Annotated in this window: 16 protein-coding genes; 3 read left to right on the top strand and 13 right to left on the bottom strand. The window is 62.7% G+C overall.

The window, feature by feature from the left end; genetic code table 11:
- Positions 1–129: 129 nt before the first annotated feature.
- The 3 genes from J5289_RS23555 to J5289_RS23545 form a co-directional block, all read right to left on the bottom strand.
- On the bottom strand, positions 130–918 hold the full coding sequence (locus tag J5289_RS23555; RefSeq protein WP_209207139.1) for a transporter substrate-binding domain-containing protein: 789 nt from the start codon (positions 916–918) through the stop codon (positions 130–132).
- 96 nt (positions 919–1,014) lie between these two features.
- Positions 1,015–1,680: an amino acid ABC transporter permease gene (locus tag J5289_RS23550; RefSeq protein ID WP_374108596.1), complete on the bottom strand. Its 666-nt coding sequence runs from the start codon at positions 1,678–1,680 to the stop codon at positions 1,015–1,017.
- The gene (locus J5289_RS23545; RefSeq protein WP_142830851.1) at positions 1,677–2,531 is read right to left on the bottom strand and encodes an amino acid ABC transporter ATP-binding protein; all 855 of its coding nucleotides are present in this window, start codon (positions 2,529–2,531) and stop codon (positions 1,677–1,679) included. The genes J5289_RS23550 and J5289_RS23545 overlap by 4 nt, the downstream gene beginning before the upstream one ends.
- 352 nt (positions 2,532–2,883) lie before the next feature.
- Between J5289_RS23545 and J5289_RS23540 the strand changes: the two genes are divergently transcribed.
- Positions 2,884–4,062 (top strand): M24 family metallopeptidase, encoded by a 1,179-nt coding sequence (locus J5289_RS23540; protein ID WP_143123163.1) that lies wholly within the window; start codon positions 2,884–2,886, stop codon positions 4,060–4,062.
- Between the two features lie 54 nt (positions 4,063–4,116).
- Here the strand turns inward: J5289_RS23540 and J5289_RS23535 are convergent, their stop codons facing one another.
- The 7 genes from J5289_RS23535 to pxpB all read right to left on the bottom strand — a co-directional run bounded on the left by J5289_RS23535 (position 4,117) and on the right by pxpB (position 9,711).
- On the bottom strand, positions 4,117–4,530 hold the full coding sequence (locus J5289_RS23535; RefSeq protein ID WP_142830847.1) for a VOC family protein: 414 nt from the start codon (positions 4,528–4,530) through the stop codon (positions 4,117–4,119).
- A gap of 41 nt (positions 4,531–4,571) precedes the next feature.
- On the bottom strand, positions 4,572–5,738 hold the full coding sequence (locus tag J5289_RS23530; RefSeq protein ID WP_142830845.1) for a Xaa-Pro peptidase family protein: 1,167 nt from the start codon (positions 5,736–5,738) through the stop codon (positions 4,572–4,574).
- Between the two features lie 74 nt (positions 5,739–5,812).
- The gene (locus J5289_RS23525) at positions 5,813–6,448 is read right to left on the bottom strand and encodes a GntR family transcriptional regulator (RefSeq protein WP_142830843.1); all 636 of its coding nucleotides are present in this window, start codon (positions 6,446–6,448) and stop codon (positions 5,813–5,815) included.
- On the bottom strand, positions 6,445–7,392 hold the full coding sequence (locus J5289_RS23520; RefSeq protein ID WP_209207141.1) for an NAD(P)-dependent oxidoreductase: 948 nt from the start codon (positions 7,390–7,392) through the stop codon (positions 6,445–6,447). The genes J5289_RS23525 and J5289_RS23520 overlap by 4 nt, the downstream gene beginning before the upstream one ends.
- On the bottom strand, positions 7,389–8,033 hold the full coding sequence (locus J5289_RS23515) for a GntR family transcriptional regulator (protein ID WP_209207142.1): 645 nt from the start codon (positions 8,031–8,033) through the stop codon (positions 7,389–7,391). The genes J5289_RS23520 and J5289_RS23515 overlap by 4 nt, the downstream gene beginning before the upstream one ends.
- Entirely contained in the window at positions 8,030–9,001 is a 972-nt protein-coding gene (locus tag J5289_RS23510) for a biotin-dependent carboxyltransferase family protein (protein ID WP_209207143.1), read from the bottom strand. Before J5289_RS23510 ends, J5289_RS23515 begins: the two co-directional genes overlap by 4 nt.
- Positions 8,998–9,711 (bottom strand): 5-oxoprolinase subunit PxpB, encoded by a 714-nt coding sequence (gene pxpB, locus J5289_RS23505; RefSeq protein WP_209186364.1) that lies wholly within the window; start codon positions 9,709–9,711, stop codon positions 8,998–9,000. Before pxpB ends, J5289_RS23510 begins: the two co-directional genes overlap by 4 nt.
- A gap of 183 nt (positions 9,712–9,894) precedes the next feature.
- Between pxpB and J5289_RS23500 the strand changes: the two genes are divergently transcribed.
- Both J5289_RS23500 and J5289_RS23495 read left to right on the top strand, forming a co-directional pair.
- Positions 9,895–10,668, top strand: a complete 774-nt coding sequence (locus tag J5289_RS23500) for a LamB/YcsF family protein (RefSeq protein WP_209207144.1) — start codon at positions 9,895–9,897, stop codon at positions 10,666–10,668.
- A 14-nt stretch (positions 10,669–10,682) separates the two neighbouring features.
- Positions 10,683–11,537 (top strand): D-amino-acid transaminase, encoded by an 855-nt coding sequence (locus J5289_RS23495; protein WP_209207145.1) that lies wholly within the window; start codon positions 10,683–10,685, stop codon positions 11,535–11,537.
- Positions 11,538–11,600: 63 nt separating this feature from the next.
- Here the strand turns inward: J5289_RS23495 and J5289_RS23490 are convergent, their stop codons facing one another.
- The 3 genes from J5289_RS23490 to J5289_RS23480 are packed head-to-tail and all read right to left on the bottom strand — an operon-like array spanning position 11,601 to position 15,674.
- Complete coding sequence (locus J5289_RS23490; RefSeq protein ID WP_209207146.1) at positions 11,601–13,115, bottom strand: ABC transporter substrate-binding protein; 1,515 nt, start codon at positions 13,113–13,115, stop codon at positions 11,601–11,603.
- A 19-nt stretch (positions 13,116–13,134) separates the two neighbouring features.
- Complete coding sequence (locus J5289_RS23485; RefSeq protein ID WP_209207147.1) at positions 13,135–14,838, bottom strand: ABC transporter ATP-binding protein; 1,704 nt, start codon at positions 14,836–14,838, stop codon at positions 13,135–13,137.
- Entirely contained in the window at positions 14,835–15,674 is an 840-nt protein-coding gene (locus tag J5289_RS23480; RefSeq protein ID WP_374108595.1) for an ABC transporter permease, read from the bottom strand. The genes J5289_RS23485 and J5289_RS23480 overlap by 4 nt, the downstream gene beginning before the upstream one ends.

Below are 15,674 nucleotides of genomic sequence, written 5' to 3'. Positions count from 1 at the left end.
CTGTTCACACGATACGGCTTTCAAGGCAAGGTAATGATCGATCTCTTTTGTTTTAAATTATTGACGATAGAGATCGCTGCTACGGCAAAACCGCTGCAGCGACCTGCTAGGCGATGTCGGCAGTGAGCCTTACTGGATAGTCCTGATGGGATTCTTCGGCGCTGGATCGAAGCCGACGAGATCTGTCGTCAGCTTGGCATAGGTGCCGTCGGCAACCATCTCGGCCAGAGCCTTGTTGACGGCCTTGACGAATTCAGGCTTGCCTTTCTTGACCGCAAAACCCTTCTGGATATGGCTGATGGCTTCCGGAAGCACCTCGAGCGGCATCTTCGCCGACTTAATCATGTAGCCGGCCCCGATGGCGTCGGTGATCTCGGCGTCGATGTTGCCGTTGAGGAGATCCTGGATGCCGTCCGTCTCGGCCTTATAGGCCTTGACCGTGGCGCCCTTGTCTTCTGCCAGCTTGGCGAAGGTCGAGGATGCCAGCGCCCCGACGGATTTGCCCTTGAGATCGGCAGGCGTCTTGATGGCGGAGCCCTTCGGAACGACCACAGCCGCGCCGGATTCGAGCCAGCCATCGGCAAAGACGACCTGCTTCTGGCGCTCGGGCGTGATATCCATGGCGTCGCTGGTGATATCATACTGGTCGGCCTGCAACCCGATCAACAGCGATTCCCACTTGATGATGACCGGTGTGTATTCGAGACCGAGACGTTTGGAAATCTCCTTCATGACGCGGATTTCCAGGCCGTCGAGGCTGCCATCGGCACCACGCATGCTGAACGGCGGAAAGGTGCCCTCGGTAGCCACCAGCAATTTGCCGGGTTGCAGCAGTTCGAGATCGGCGGCCGAAGCCGGAGCGTGAGTGGAAAAGGCGGCCGCTGCGGCAAGCGCAAGGGCGATAAGCTGGCGTTTCATGACTGTTCCCTTCATTTTTCTTGATCGATATCCCCTGTCGTTTGCAACCGGGGTCAGTTTCTTCGGGCATGGCGCACGAGGAATAGGCAGGGTGCCTCAGCTGTTCACCGCGTAGTGGCGCTCCAGCCAGGCGGCAAGCTGGGTCAGGATCGTCGTCAGCAGCAGGTAGATGACCGCAACCGCAATGTAGAAATCGAACGGGCGGAAGGTCATCGCGATCAGCGTCTGGGCGTAGAGCGTCAATTCCACAACCGTAATTGTCGACAGCAACGAGGTATTCTTCAGCGTCGAGATCGCCTCGTTGGTGAGCGACGGCAGAACGATGCGGAAGACCTGCGGCAAGACGATCGTCCGCATCGTGGCAGCCTGGCTGAAGCCGATCGCCAGTGCGGATTCGGTCTGCCCGCGCGGGATCGCCATGAGGCCGCTGCGGATGATTTCAGCCACATACGCGCCGCTGTTTATGCCGAGCGCCAGCACGCCGGCGGTAAACGGCGACAACCGGATCCCGACCTGCGGAAAGCCGAAATAGACGATGAATATCTGGATGATCGTCGGCGTGCCGCGAATGAACCAGATGTAGAAGGCCGTGACCGAGCGAACGGCACGCCATTTCGACCGCTGGCCGAGGGCTGCGAGCAGACCGCAAATCCAGCTGACGACAATGGTGAGGATCGTCAGCCAGAAGACGGTCCAGGATGCCATCAGGAAGCCGGATCCGTAAAGACGGACATCCCCCAGGAAATCAGCCAGCATCATCATGCTCCCTCGATAGTTTCAGCAGGCGCGGAGCCATAGGCCAGGCCATCGTGAAGGATGCGATGGAGGAACTGCCGCAGCCGGTCGCTGCCGGGGTTGCGCAGAATATCGCGCGACCCCGTTTCGGCGATAACGCCCTTGTCGAAAAACAGGACGCGGGACGACACGTCGCGCGCAAAGGCAATCTCGTGGGTCACCAGGAGCATCGTCATGCCCTCGGCGGCAAGCGAAGCCATCAGCACGAGAACCTCGTGCACCAGTTCGGGATCGAGGGCCGAGGTCACCTCGTCGAACAGCATCAGACGCGGTTTCATCGCCAGCGCCCGGACGATGGCGACGCGCTGCTGCTGGCCGCCGGAAAGCCGGGACGGATAGCTGTGGCGCTTGTCGTAGAGACCGATGCGCGACAGCAGTGCCTCCGCCTCTTCGACGGCCTGTGCCTTGGGAAGCTTCAACAGTTTCATCGGCGCATGGATGACGTTTTCGAGCACCGTCATGTGCGGCCAGAGATTGTAGCTCTGGAAGACCATGCCGACGCGGGTCCGCAGCGACTGCATCTGCGCCGGAGTCGGAAGAAAACGCGATTCCGTGCGGAAATCGAAAGACAGTTCCTCGAACTTCAGGAAGCCGGATTGCGGCATCTCGAGGCCGTTGATCGAGCGCAGGAAAGTGCTTTTGCCGGAGCCGCTGGCGCCAATGATCGAAACCACCTCGCCGGGCTCGACCGCAAGCGAAACACCCTTCAGGACCTCGTTGTCGCCAAAGCTCTTTCGGATGTCCTTGAGGACCAGAAGCGGTGTCGTGGGGGGCGGTGTAGCTTGGCCAGCAATTGCCGTCTCGGAAATGTCTGTCATCGTTCGGTTACCCAATACTCTCACCCCGGGAATGGCTCTAAGCCTGTTGCCGGGATTGCCTTTGCCTTACCGCCCACAGGAAGGGTATTCAGTATACCGCTGGAATTCAAGAACTGATTTCATACATTTACCAGCCGGCCCGTCATCAGACTGTTCTGATTGATTAAAATTTCACCCGGCCCATTAAATAATCAATCGAAGAAGCTCCGAGGTTTGACTTGGGAACACGCTTGGTGTACCCAATTTCCGTGCCGGTGAAGTTTCGACGTTTTGCCAATCCGCCGCCGCCCTGAATGCGTAGGATCTGCGCACGCAGCCACTGGCGCCATGGTCCGCCGACAGGAGTTTGACGATGAGCCGCTATTTCCCGCTGCACGAATATCAAAGCCGGTGGGACAGGGTGCTGGAGGTTATGCGGGCGCACGACTTCGAGACGGCGGTCGTCTTCGGACGTGGCGGCGGGACCACGGATAATTGCGGCGACATCCTCTATCTTTCGAACCACTACGCTATCAGCGGCGGCACGGATTCGCTGATCTGGTCGGCGCGTTCGTTCTCGGGCATCATTCTTCAACAGGGCAAGGAGCCGCAGCTCCACATCGACGAACCCGAGGTTCGAACCGATCTCGTCTCCATCTCCGACGCGCATTGTTCGAACCATCCCTTCCGCAGCGTGGCGAAGGCGTTGAACGACAGGGGCATCACGGGCCGCGTGGCGCTGGTCGGTACACAGTTCATCCCGATGAAATTCTACCAGCAACTGCTCGAGGAAGCGCCCGGTATCGACTGGGTGCCCGCAGACGACCTGGTGCGCGCCGCGCGGCGGATCAAGAGCCCGCTTGAGCTGGAGTGCTATCGCATCGGCGGCGAGACGGCCACGGCCGGGCTCAATCGCCTGATGGAGGGTCTGACGTCGGGCCTTTCAGAGCGGGAAGCGGCCGGCGAGGCAGCCCGCGAAGTGGTGCGGCGAGGCGGCCGGCTGCAGATGATCGGCACCAACCACGGCGAAACCCTCGGCTTCGACCAGCGCTTTCCGTTAACAGGCTACAGCGCCGATACGCCGAAGCCGGGCGATATCGTCACCGGCACGCTGCACGGCGCCTTTTACCAGGGTTACTATCTCGACCCCGGCCGTACTGGCGTGCGCGGCAGGCCGACCGCCGACCAGCGGAGGCTGATCGAGGCAGCGGCAAACATCGTCCATCGCCTGTCCGACATGATGCGCCCCGGAACGAAGCTTCTGGACGTCGCTGCCGAAGGCGACCGCCTGACAGCTGCCTTTGGCGGATCGGTCTCGCCGATCATGAAGAATTTCCCGTTCTACGGGCACGGGATAGGCCTCGGCTTCGAACAGCCGCGGATCTCGACTGTCATGTCGCAGCCGGACGATGTCGTCGACGAAAACATGGTGTTCGGTGTCGAAGCATTCCTATCACTCGATGGGGTCGGGGCCGCGTTCTTCGAAGACATCCTGATTATCGGCGGACATGAAAATGAACTGCTGACCCGCTCGCCCGCATATTGGTGGTGAGCGCCTAATGCAATGACGGAAGAGCCGGCGGCCGGAGCCGCCGGTGGCTTGGCCTCAATGGGCGAAAACGCCGTCGAAATCCTTGAACCCCTTGACCTCGATCGGATTGCCGCTCGGATCGAAGAAGAACATCGTGCGCTGCTCGCCCGGCTCGCCTTCAAACCGTATGACCGGCGGTATGTCGAAAGCAATGCCCGCATGCTGCAGCCGTTCGGACAGCGCAAGCCAGGCATCGAGCGGCAGGACGACGCCGAGATGCGGCATCATTACCATGTGATCGCCCACCTTGCCGGTGCGGGTGACCTCGAACGGCTTGCCGAGATGCAGTGAAATCTGGTGTCCGAAAAAGTTGAAATCCACCCAGGTGTCGGTGGACCGGCCCTCTTCGCAGCCAAGCACGCCGCCATAGAACTGACGCGCCTCATCGAGATCGGTGACATGGTAGGCGAGATGGAAAAGCGAACGCATGGAGATGTCCTTTTCAGTGGTGCAACGGGGAGGAACCGGCTTTACCGGATGGTTAGATCGCGTGACAGGGTAGACAGAGGTTCGCAGCCTTCTTCGGTGACGATGACGGTTTCGGAAGCGCCGACCGTCCAGACGCCGTAGCTGCGCAAGGTCGCCGGCAGGTGAAACACCATGCCGGGCTCGATTATCCTATCCACGCCGGAAAACAGACTGAGCATGCCGCCCTCCCCCCAATCCGGAGCAAAGGCGACGCCCATGGAATAGCCGATCCGCTTACGGAATGCCGCGGTGTAGCCGCCATCGTCGATGACCCGCTGGGCTGCCTCGTGCGCCGCCGAGCACGGCACACCCGGCCTGACTTCATGCAGCGCAGCCTCGAGCGCATGAAGCGAGCAATCCATCATCCGCCGTGCTTCGACGGGTGGCCCGCCGATCCACACCATTCGCATCAGCGCGGCATGATAGCGGGCATGGCTGCCGGCTAGTTCGAGGAACACCGGATCGCCGACCTCGAGACGGCGGCGGCGCCACGTCATGTGCGGCAGGCCGCTGCGGGGCCCTGACGACACCAGCGGCTCCATCGCCATTGCCTCGGACCCTGCGCGCGTGGCCGCATCGAGCATGGCAGCGGCGATGGCATTTTCGTCAGTCCCGGCGCCGCAGGCCGCAATCCCGGCCGCAATCCCTGCCTGCGCGTAGGTGGCTGCCAGCCGGATGGCGGCAAGTTCCGCAGGCGACTTCACCGCCCGGAGAGGGGCAATGATGCCGGAACCGTCGATGAGCGCGTTCCCCCCCGTCCGGAGCGAGATCTCGTCTGCCAGGACCGGCGGCAGAAACCAGCCGCCGAGCTCGATAGCAGGCCGGTGAATGCCACGTTCGCGCAGGACCTCGGCCAGGACCGCCGCCGGCGCCTCGCCGTCCTGATAGACGACGATGTCGTTGAGCCAGGTATTGGCGATCGAGCCCACCAGTTCAAGCTGGCGAACCAGCAGTGTCGCCTCCCCCTCGACCGGCATGACCAGCGCCTGGAAGGCAAAATAGCCCGCAGTCTGGCGGCCGGTCAGCCAGAAGATGTTTTCGGGCGTCGTGACGATCAGCGCCCGGTGGCCGGCAGCAGCGATGGCCACCCGGGCGCGGTCCTGCCGCGCCTTGAACTCGCTCTCGGGGAACGAGGCCTCGCAACCTCGGAATTCGGCATAGTCAGGCATGTCACGGTACTCGGTTCAGGCATGTCGTCCCGGGATCGGGACGGAAGAACGGATGGTCAGACAGTGATGAACGCTCAGCGCGCGAGCCATTTCAGAAACCGGCTGCGGACGCTGTCGAAATGCGCCTCCATGGCAGCAGCGGCGGCATCCGCATCCTGCGCCTCGATGGCGTCGATGACGGCGATGTGCTCGGCAGCCTGTTCAGCGAACCGGTCATGGGTGCGCGTGATCGTGCAGCGGCGCGCGATGCTGCGCATTTCCTGCAGCATGCCGGGCAGAAGACGCAGACCGGCAGCTTCGGCGACGGCCTCGTGGAATGCGTCGTCGTCCATCCAGAAACGATCGAAGGCGACATCCTCGGCTTCGACATAGGCGCGCATGACCCGGCGCGCCTCGACAAGTGCCGCCGTCATCGGCCGCCCCGCCGCACGGGCTGCCGCCGCCCCTTCGAGGAGACGGCGGATCTGGATGATCTCCAGCAACTGCTCGACGGTGACCGGCAGGATCATCAGGGTGCCGTTGGTCAGGCGAGAGACCACGCCTTCCTTCTGGAGCCTCGAGATCGCGGCCCTGAGCGGCGTGCGGGAAATGCCGGATTCGACTGCCAGTGTCCGCTCGGTCAGCAGGTCGCCGGCCTTGATGGCACCTTCGAGGATGCGCTGCTTGATGTCCCGGTAGGCCTGCTGCGCCAGTGTTTCCTTGTCGCTCATCGGGATATCCTCAAGGGATCGTTGAGGGCGGTCGCCGGCCGCTCGCCGGAGAGAGCAGTCAACACGTTGCGGGCGGACCCTACGGCCACGCGGCGCAAGGCTTCTTCGGTCGCGCCACCGAGATGCGGCGTGAAAATCACTCGGCCGGTCGAGGCTAGCGGCCCCAAGGGCGCGTCATGGCTATAGACATCGAGACCGGCTGCCGACACGCGGCCGGTATCGAGGGCAGCGGCCAATGCTTCTTCGTCGACCAGTCCGGCGCGTGCGGTGTTGACCAGAATTGCACCATGCCTGATGAGCGAAAGCGCCCGTTCGCCGATGAGGTGCTTCGTCTCCGGGCGCAGCGGCGTATGGAGCGACACAAGGTCCGCCTGCTGCAATCCCGCCTCCAGCGTCGTCACGCGCTCGAAACCATCGATATCGGCGACGCGTGGCGAATAGACCAGCACCCGCATATCGAGTGCCGCCTTGAGCATATGTCCAAGACCGGCGCCGGTGGCGCCCCAGCCGACGATCAGCGCGGTCTTGCCGGAAAGTTCGGTGAACGTCTCGCGCTCGCGAAAACCATGGGCGCCGCCGCGTTCGCTACGGTCGGCGGCTGGAATACGCCGGGCCGCAGCCAGCGCCAGCGCCAATGCCAGTTCGGACACCGACCGCGCATTGGCGCCCGGTGTGTTGCAGACAAGGATGCCCTTCTCGGAGGCTGCATCCTTATCGACCGCATCGTGGCCGGCGCCGTGCACGACGATGACGCGCAGGATGTCGCTGGCACCGATGGCCTCAGCCGAAAGGCCGGCGTCACGCGTGATCGCCGCATCGCAGCCGGAGATCATCCGTGCGACCGTTTCCATGTCCGGCTTCGGGCAGAGCACGGGTTCGACGCCGGCGCGGCGCAACAAATCCAGTCCATCGGCATGGACCGGCTGAACGACAAGGCATCTCATGCGCCGGTTCCTCCGGGGGGTAGCGCGAGCTTCTCGAGAACCGCGTCGCGTGCGTGGGTGACATGCTCGGCCATCAGCAGAGCTGCACGGTCGCCATCGCCGCTGCGCAAGGCTGCAAGAATTCCCAGATGCTCCTCGCAGCTTTTCAGGAAGCGGTCCGGCAGATGGGTGTGGTCGAACATGCAGGTCCGGCGGCGCAGGTCGGCAATTGTGGACACCATCATCTCGCTGCGGCTGGCCTCGGCGATAACCCGGTGGAGGTCGTCATCCACCCGTCTCTGCTCGTCTTCTTCGCCGGGACCTTCGTCGTGCAGGCGGCGGACCCGCAATTCGAGCGCCTCCAGCACCGCCGGTGGCGCCGCGACCGCCTGCTGGGCACAATGGGATTCCAGCACCCGGCGCAGGAAGAAGATTTCCTCCACTTCGGCCGCCGTCAGCCTTCGCACCTTGAGGAAGCGACCATCCTGCACAGCCAGACCTTCGGCCTCGATACGCTTGATCGCTTCGCGCACCGGCGTCCGCGACATGTCGAGCGTTTCGCCCAGCTTCGCCTCCTGCAGCGCATCTCCCGGCGTCAGCGCGCCGGACAGGATCATTTCGATGATTTTGCCATAGGCCCGTTGGGCAAGCGGCTGGCTCATGACACTCTGCCTCCTGATCGATCGCTGCTTTCGGGCTTGACGGCGAGGTTGTCGAGGATGCCGCCTAGAAGATGTCTCTCGGCGACCAGCAATTCCTCGGCCTGTTCCTGCGCGATGCGGGCAAAGCGGATGGACCGGCCGCTGACCGCCTGCGCCAGGCGAGGCAGGTCGACGGAGGCCACCGTGGCAATCTTCGGATAGCCGCCGGTCGTCTGTCGCTCGGCCATCAGCACGATCAGCCTGCCGGACGACGGCACCTGGATCGAGCCGGCCGAGGTACCGTCCGAAACGATGTCATGCCCGCCGTCTGCTGCAATTGGCGGCCCGTCGAGCATCTGGGCCATGCGATCCCGCGCGGCCGACACCACGAACGATGCCTCGAGAAACGTCTCCACTGCGGCATTGGAAAAATAATCGTCCTGCGGCCCGCAGATGACGCGGATCGGGCCGCCACTGCGCCGAAAGGGCTGCCGAAGGGCAAGGTTGGGCAACGGGGCAGCGTCGCCGAGGGGCAACCGGTCGCCAATCTCCAGCCGCCGGCCTTCGTAGCCACCGAGCCCGGTGCGCAAATGGGTGGAACGCGATCCGAGAACCGGAACGGTATCGATGCCGCCCGAGATCGCCAGATATCCCCAGACGCAGTCGCGGAGCGCGTCGATGGCGAGCGTCATGCCGGGCAACAGGTGATGGCTTTCCCACGGGTGGACCTTGCTTCCATCGATCCTGACATCGACATCGCCACCGGTGACGGCAAAGCGAACCGGCCGGGTGACTGTAAAACGACCGCCGACGGCAGCAAACTCGAGCGCAGCCGATGTTGCGGGGTTGCCGACAAGGGCATTGGCGATACGAAACGACGGCCCGTCCATAGGGCCGGCACCGGAGACGCCGGCATGCTGCAGGCCTTTCCGCCCGAGATCCTGGACGGTCGTCATCGGTCCCGTGCCATGGATTTCGAGGAAGCTCATGACGTCGCCCCCTCCCCCGCAGCCGAGGTACGCTCGAACTGCGATGCCTCGTCTTCGCTGACGGGCCGGAAGCGGACCCGATCACCGGCACCGAGCAGGAAGGGCGTGGCGCGGGAGGGGTCGAACAGGCGAAGCAGCGTCCGGCCGATAAAGCGCCAGCCGCTCGGCCCGGGAACGGAATTGATGCTTGCCTGCTTGCCTCCGATACCGATGGCGCCGGCCTCGATCCTCTGGCGGGGCGTGGGCAGTCGCGGCGTGTGCAAAATCTCCGGCAGGCCGCCGAGATAGGCAAACCCTGGCGCAAAGCCTATCATGTAGACCCGGTATTCGACGGAGGAATGGAGCTCTATAAGCTGGGACACCGTCATCCCCTTCATGCCGGCAAGTTCCTGCAAATCCAGTCCCACCGCGCCGCCATAGACAACGGGGACGTCGAAGCGCTGCGGGTGGACGCTGCCAACTACCAGCGTATCCAGCCGCTGCTGCAGCGTCAGCGCCAGGCTGCGGCCTCGAACGACGGCGGGATCGTAGACCACCATCAGCGAGCGGTAGGTCGGCACCAGTTCCTCGACGCCATCCACCGGGCTGTCGGCCATGCTCGCGGCAAGCGCGATCACCCGTTCGCTGACGGCTTCGTCGATGGTATCCGCGAGCTCAACCGACAAGGCGCTATCGCCGCAAGCAAGAATGCGGGGAAACGTCCTCACCATTGTCTGCGGTCCCCTTCCGTCCATCCGAGTAAGGTGCGATTGTCGGTTGTCATATTATATTGCTATTTCAGTATACCAACTGTATGTCAACCGAAAGTGCTTTTTCGCGCGACCGCCCGGTCGTAAACTGCGCATGACATCAGTCTGCTGGCCTGACGCCTATCCTGCAAGGAGATCCCAGCCATGGCAACCGTAGACCTCAATTGCGACATGGGCGAAAGTTTCGGCGCCTACAAGATCGGCGACGACAGCGCTATGCTGGAGGTGATTTCGACCGCCAACATTGCCTGCGGCTTTCACGCCGGCGATCCCGTAGTGATGCGCGATACGATCCTTGCCGCCAAGGCGCGGGGCGTGGCCATCGGCGCCCATCCGTCCTTCATGGATCTCTACGGCTTCGGCCGCCGTCGCATCTCGGGCGAACGGCCGGAAGATCTGGAAGCCCAGATCATCTACCAGATCGCCGCGATGCAGGGGATGGCAAGAGCGCTCGGCTGGCCGATGACCCACGTCAAGACCCATGGCTCGCTCGGCAACATGGCGGCGGAAGATGCGGAGCTTGCGGACGTCTGCGTTCGCGCCATCAAGGCCGTCGACCCGTCTCTGGTGTTCGTCACCCTCCCCTATTCCGAGACGATGAAGGCGGCGGAATCCGTCGGCCTGCGGGTTGCCTGCGAGGTCTACGCGGACCGGACCTACGACGATACCGGCATGCTGACATCGCGGCAGAAGGAGGGCTCGGTCATCCACGACCTGCAACAGAGCGTCGACCAGGTCCTGTCTATGGTCCGGGATGGATTTATCCCCACCATCGGCGGCAGGATGCTGCCGGTCGAGGCTGCAACGATCTGCGTCCATGGCGACAATCCCAGCGCCGTCGCCATGGCCCGTGCCCTGCGTGCATCGCTTTCGGCACACGGCATCGATATCGCCCCTTTCGCAAAACCCGCTCTTTGACCGAGGACCCAAACTTGACCCGCATTGTTTATCTGAATGGCGACTGGCTTGCTGAAACCGACGCGAAAGTCTCCGTGTTCGACCGCGGCTTTCTGTTCGCCGATGCCATCTACGAGGTGACTGCCGTGATCGGTGGCAAGCTGATCGACTACCAGGGCCACTCCGCCCGCCTGCAGCGCTCGCTGTCCGAACTCGATATCGCCTGCCCGCTGTCCGAGACCGCACTGCTTTCCGTGCATCGGGAACTCGTCAGCCGGAATGGGCTCGACGAGGGGCTGATCTATCTGCAGATCAGCCGCGGTCCTGCCGACCGCGATTTCGCCTTTCCGGCAAAACCGGAGCCGACCGTCGTGCTCTTTACCCAGGCAAAACCGGTGCTCGCCAATCCCCGTAACGAGACGGGGATCGCGGTTGCCACTGTTCCGGACTGGCGGTGGGAGCGCCGCGATATCAAGACCGTCCAGCTGCTTTACCCTTCGATGGCAAAGATGGAAGCGATGCGGCGCGGCGCCGACGACGCCTGGCTGGTGGAGGACGGGCTCGTCACCGAGGCCAGCTCTGCAACGGCGCATATCGTCAAGACCGATGGCACGCTGGTAACTCGTGGCCTCTCCCACGCGATCCTGCACGGAATTACCCGGGCAAGCATCATCGACCTTGCGCGCGGCGCGGGCATTGCCGTCGAGGAACGCGGGTTCAGCGTCGAGGAAGCCAAGCAGGCTGCAGAGGCTTTCGTGACGTCCGCGACCAATTTCGCAACGCCGGTGGTCAGGATCGACGACACAACCATCGGCAATGGAAAACCCGGCCCGATCTGCCGGCAGCTGCGCGACCTCTACACGGCAAGCCGCCTTTCGTCGGCGATCTGACTGTCTCTAAATTGAAAAGGCTGCCGCGATCGCTCGCGGCAGCCTTTCGCATGTTTAAAGCGCTCAGTTCTTGACGGTGTCTTCGAGGAAGAAGCGGCCAAGCGGGTTCTGGTAGAAGTTGTCGATATTCTTGCGCGAGACGTTGATGTAGGGGCTGTAGTAAAGGTCGATCCAGTTGACATCGTCCTTGGCGATCTTCTGGAGATCGACATACATCTGCTCACGTTTTACCGGATCGAGTTCCAGGCGAGCGGCAGCCACCAACGCCTTCACCTTCTCGTTCTTGTAATGGGTCGAATAGTTGTTGTTCGAGTCGTGGCCGAGCACGAATGTCGTCTTCTGGTCCGGATCGAGGATGTCGTTTGTCCAATAATTGACCGACACATCGTAGTCGCCGGCAACGATCATGTCCCACTCCTGGCTGGCATCGACTTTCTGTAGGGTCGCGGTGATACCGGCCTTCTGCAACTGCTGCTGCAAGAGCACGGCAATCTGCTCGTCGACCTCGTCGCCGGCACGCACGAGATAATTAAGTTTCAGGTCCGAGGCTCCCGCAGCAGCCAGCATCTGCTTTGCCTTTTCCGGATCGTAAGGGCGCTGCATGTTGTCGGCGTAATAATAGAGTGCGCCCTTCGGAATGTACGAATTGGCGACGGTTCCCTGGCCGAAGGTCACAGCATCGACGATTGCCTTCTTGTCGATGGCCAGATCCAGCGCCTGCCGGACCTCCTTCTTGGCGAGGGCGCCATGCTCGTGGTTGATCAGCAAGTGGTCTTCACGGGTGGACGGGTCGATATCGACGTTGAGGTTGGCATCCTTCTTCAATTCGGCGACGCGGGAGAAGGGAACGAAGATCGCAGTGTCGAGCTGGCCGGCCTGCACGTTCAGCATGCGGGTGTTGTCGTCGGGAACCGAAATCCATTCCACGCCATCGAGCTTGACGCGATCGGCCTGCCAGAAATACGGGTTCTTCTTCAGGATGACGCGGTCGCCGCGACGCCATTCGTCGACGACGAAGGCACCGGAAGCAATTGGCTTCTCGGTGTAGCCATCCGATCCGAGCGCCTCCATGCCCTTCTTCGAAATCACGGAGGCGTTGGGCAGAGCCAGCGTCGACAGGAAGGGCGCGGACGGGTTCTTGAGCTTGATCGTCATGGTGCGGGGGTCGGTCGCGACTGCGGTGTCGATCACCTTGAACGAGTCGCCCCAGAGCGATGCCTTGTCGTCGCGGATACGCAACAGGCTGTAGGCAGCATCTTCAGCCGTCAGCGGCGAGCCGTCTGAGAACTTGGCGTCGCGGATCTTGAAGACGTAGGTCAGTCCGTCCTCTGAGATCGTCCAGCTTTCGGCCAGTCCCGGCTCCAGTTTCGTGCCGGTCTTGTCGACGCGGACAAGAACGTCGTAGACGTTGGAGAACACCCAGTTGTCGATATTCTGGGCCGTCTTGATCGGGTCGAAGGTGGTCGAGTCCTCGCGGCGGCCGATGGTCAGAACGCCGGCCGCTTCTGCAAAGCTGGCGCTGAGGGTGAGGCCCGCGACGATGAGCGCGAGGCCAGCAGTCTTCCATTTCCTGGTCATGATATCGTTCCCTTTTTTGTTATGACAGTCGTTCGAGTGAAGGTGGTAGCGTCAATCGCTGCTCGCAGGCGATGTCGGCAAGCAAGGGCTTGTCCGGATCGATATCGGGAATCGCCGCGATCAGGGCTGCGGTGTAGGGATGCTTCGGCCGGGCGAAAACCTCTGCGCAGAGCCCCTCCTCGACGATCTCGCCGCGATACATGACGACGACCCGGTCGCAAAGATTGCGCACGATGGCGAGGTCATGGGCGATGAAGATCAGCGTCAGGTTCATCTTCCGCTTCAGATCCCGGAACAGTTCGATGATCTGCGCCTGGATCGTCACGTCGAGGGCGGCGACGCATTCGTCTGCGATGATCAGTTTCGGATCGACGGCCAGCGCCCGGGCGATCCCCGCCCTCTGGCATTGCCCGCCGCTCATGCTGCGCGGCCTGCGGTTGGCAAACTCACGCTCCAAGCCGACAAGGTCCAGAAGCTCGGCGATCCGCGCCGGAATATCGGCGGCAGAGGTCTTGCCCTGCACGCGCAGCACTTCGGCAAGCATGTCGCCGATGCGCAGCCGGGGATTGAGTGCGTTGTAGGGATCCTGAAACACCATCGCCGCCTCATGGCGCAACTTGTCGAGGGCGGCGCGCCTCTGCTGGGCAAGATCGATACCCTCGAACGAGACATGGCCGGAGGAGATCGGTGTCAGGCCGAGAATGGCGCGGGCGAGCGTGCTCTTGCCGCTGCCGGATTCGCCGACCACCCCGACACTTTCGCCGGGCATGATCCGCAGGCTCACGCCGGAAACCGCAGTGACAGTTTTCGCGCCAGCCTTGAACAGCCCACCGCCCAGGGCAAAGCGCACATAGAGGTCGTCCACCTCGAGAAGCGGCCGCTCAACCGGCTTTGCGGCGCTGACGCATCCGACGGAGAACGGCGCCTCTTCGACGATAGAAGGATGGCTGGCGATCAGGCTGACAGTATAGGGATCGCGCGGCGCGGACAGGACCTGGCGCTTCGACCCCGTCTCGAGCAATCGTCCGCCACGCAGCACGGCGATCCGGTCGCAGGTCTGGGCAACGATGCCGAGGTCATGGGTGATGAGAATGATCGAAAGGCCGCGTTTGTCGCGGATGTCCATCAGCAGCCGCAGGATCTGCGCCTGGATGGTGACATCGAGGGCAGTCGTCGGCTCGTCGGCAATCAGGATCTTGGGATTGCAGGACAGCGCAACCCCGATCATTGCGCGCTGCCGCATTCCGCCGGAAAATTCGTGGGCGTAACTGTCGTACTGGCGGACTGGATCGGGCAGCCCGACCTGGCCCAGAATGTCGATGGCTGCGGCCTTCGCGTCACGCGGGCTTGCATCCTGATGATAGCGGATACCTTCGGCAATCTGATCGCCGATCCGCATGACGGGGTCGAGGTGGCTCGTCGGGTTCTGGAAGATCATGCCGATCTCGGCCCCGCGGACCTTCAGCATCTCGGCGTCGCTGATTTCGGTCAGGTCGCGGCCATCCAGCAGCACGGAGCCGCTGTCGATCTTCAGGCGCGACGACGGCATCAGACGCACCAGCGAGCTGCAGAACAGGCTCTTGCCGGAGCCGCTTTCGCCGACGAGCCCGACAATCTCGGCCTTGCCGACGTCGAGCGAGACAGCATCGATGAGCGTCCTCTCCTCGCCGAGGCCATGCAGCCTGACGGTCAGATCCCGGACAGAGAGAAGGGGACTGATCATTCCTGTACTCCGAAGAGTTCGCCAAGCGCATCGCCGAGCATGCTGAAACCGAAAGCCAGGAGGACGATGGACAAGCCTGGAAACAGCGTGATCCACCAGGCCGTCGTCAGGAAGCTCTGTCCCTCGGCCACCATGACACCCCATTCGGCAAGCGGCGGCTGCACGCCGAGGCCGAGATAGCTGACTGCGGCGCCGCTGAGGAGAACCAGCACTGCATCCGACATCGAAAACACCAGCGATCCGGCGATAGCATTGGGTAGCAGATGCCGGAACATGATGCGCGGGCGGCTGAAACCGAGGCTGACGGCCGCGACCGCGTAGTCGCTGCTTTTCAGCACCAGCATCTGCGCACGGATGAGCCGCGCATAGGACACCCATCCCACCAGCGCCATGGCGATATAGAAGCTGCCGAGCCCAGGTCCGAGGATGGCGATAATCGACAGCATCAGCACCAGAAAAGGGAAGGCAAGGATGATATCGACGAGCCGCATGAAAACCGCGTCGACCGGCCCACCGAAGAAACCGGCGATAGTGCCGACCGTCGTGCCGATCATGAAGGGAAAGAGAACCCCGATCACCGCAATCTGTAGATCGATCCGCGTACCCCAGATGACGCGGGACAGGATATCCCGCCCGAAATTGTCGGTGCCGAAGGCATGCAGCAACGTCGGTGCCTGCAGACGCACATCGGCGGCCTGGAGGACCGGGTCGTAGGGCGCAATCAACGGTGCGCCGACTGCCACGAGCACGAAGAAAAGCAGGATGCCCGCGCCGATGGCCAGGGTCAGCCGGCCCCCGAAGACGCGGCGCCAGCCGAACGCAGTGGAAAACGCCAA

Origin of the sequence: Rhizobium sp. B230/85 (assembly GCF_019355735.1) — a bacterium.
GTDB classification, from domain to species: domain Bacteria; phylum Pseudomonadota; class Alphaproteobacteria; order Rhizobiales; family Rhizobiaceae; genus Rhizobium; species Rhizobium rhododendri.
Note: the sequence above shows the minus strand (reverse complement) of the source record. Positions and strands in the feature narration are given on the sequence as shown.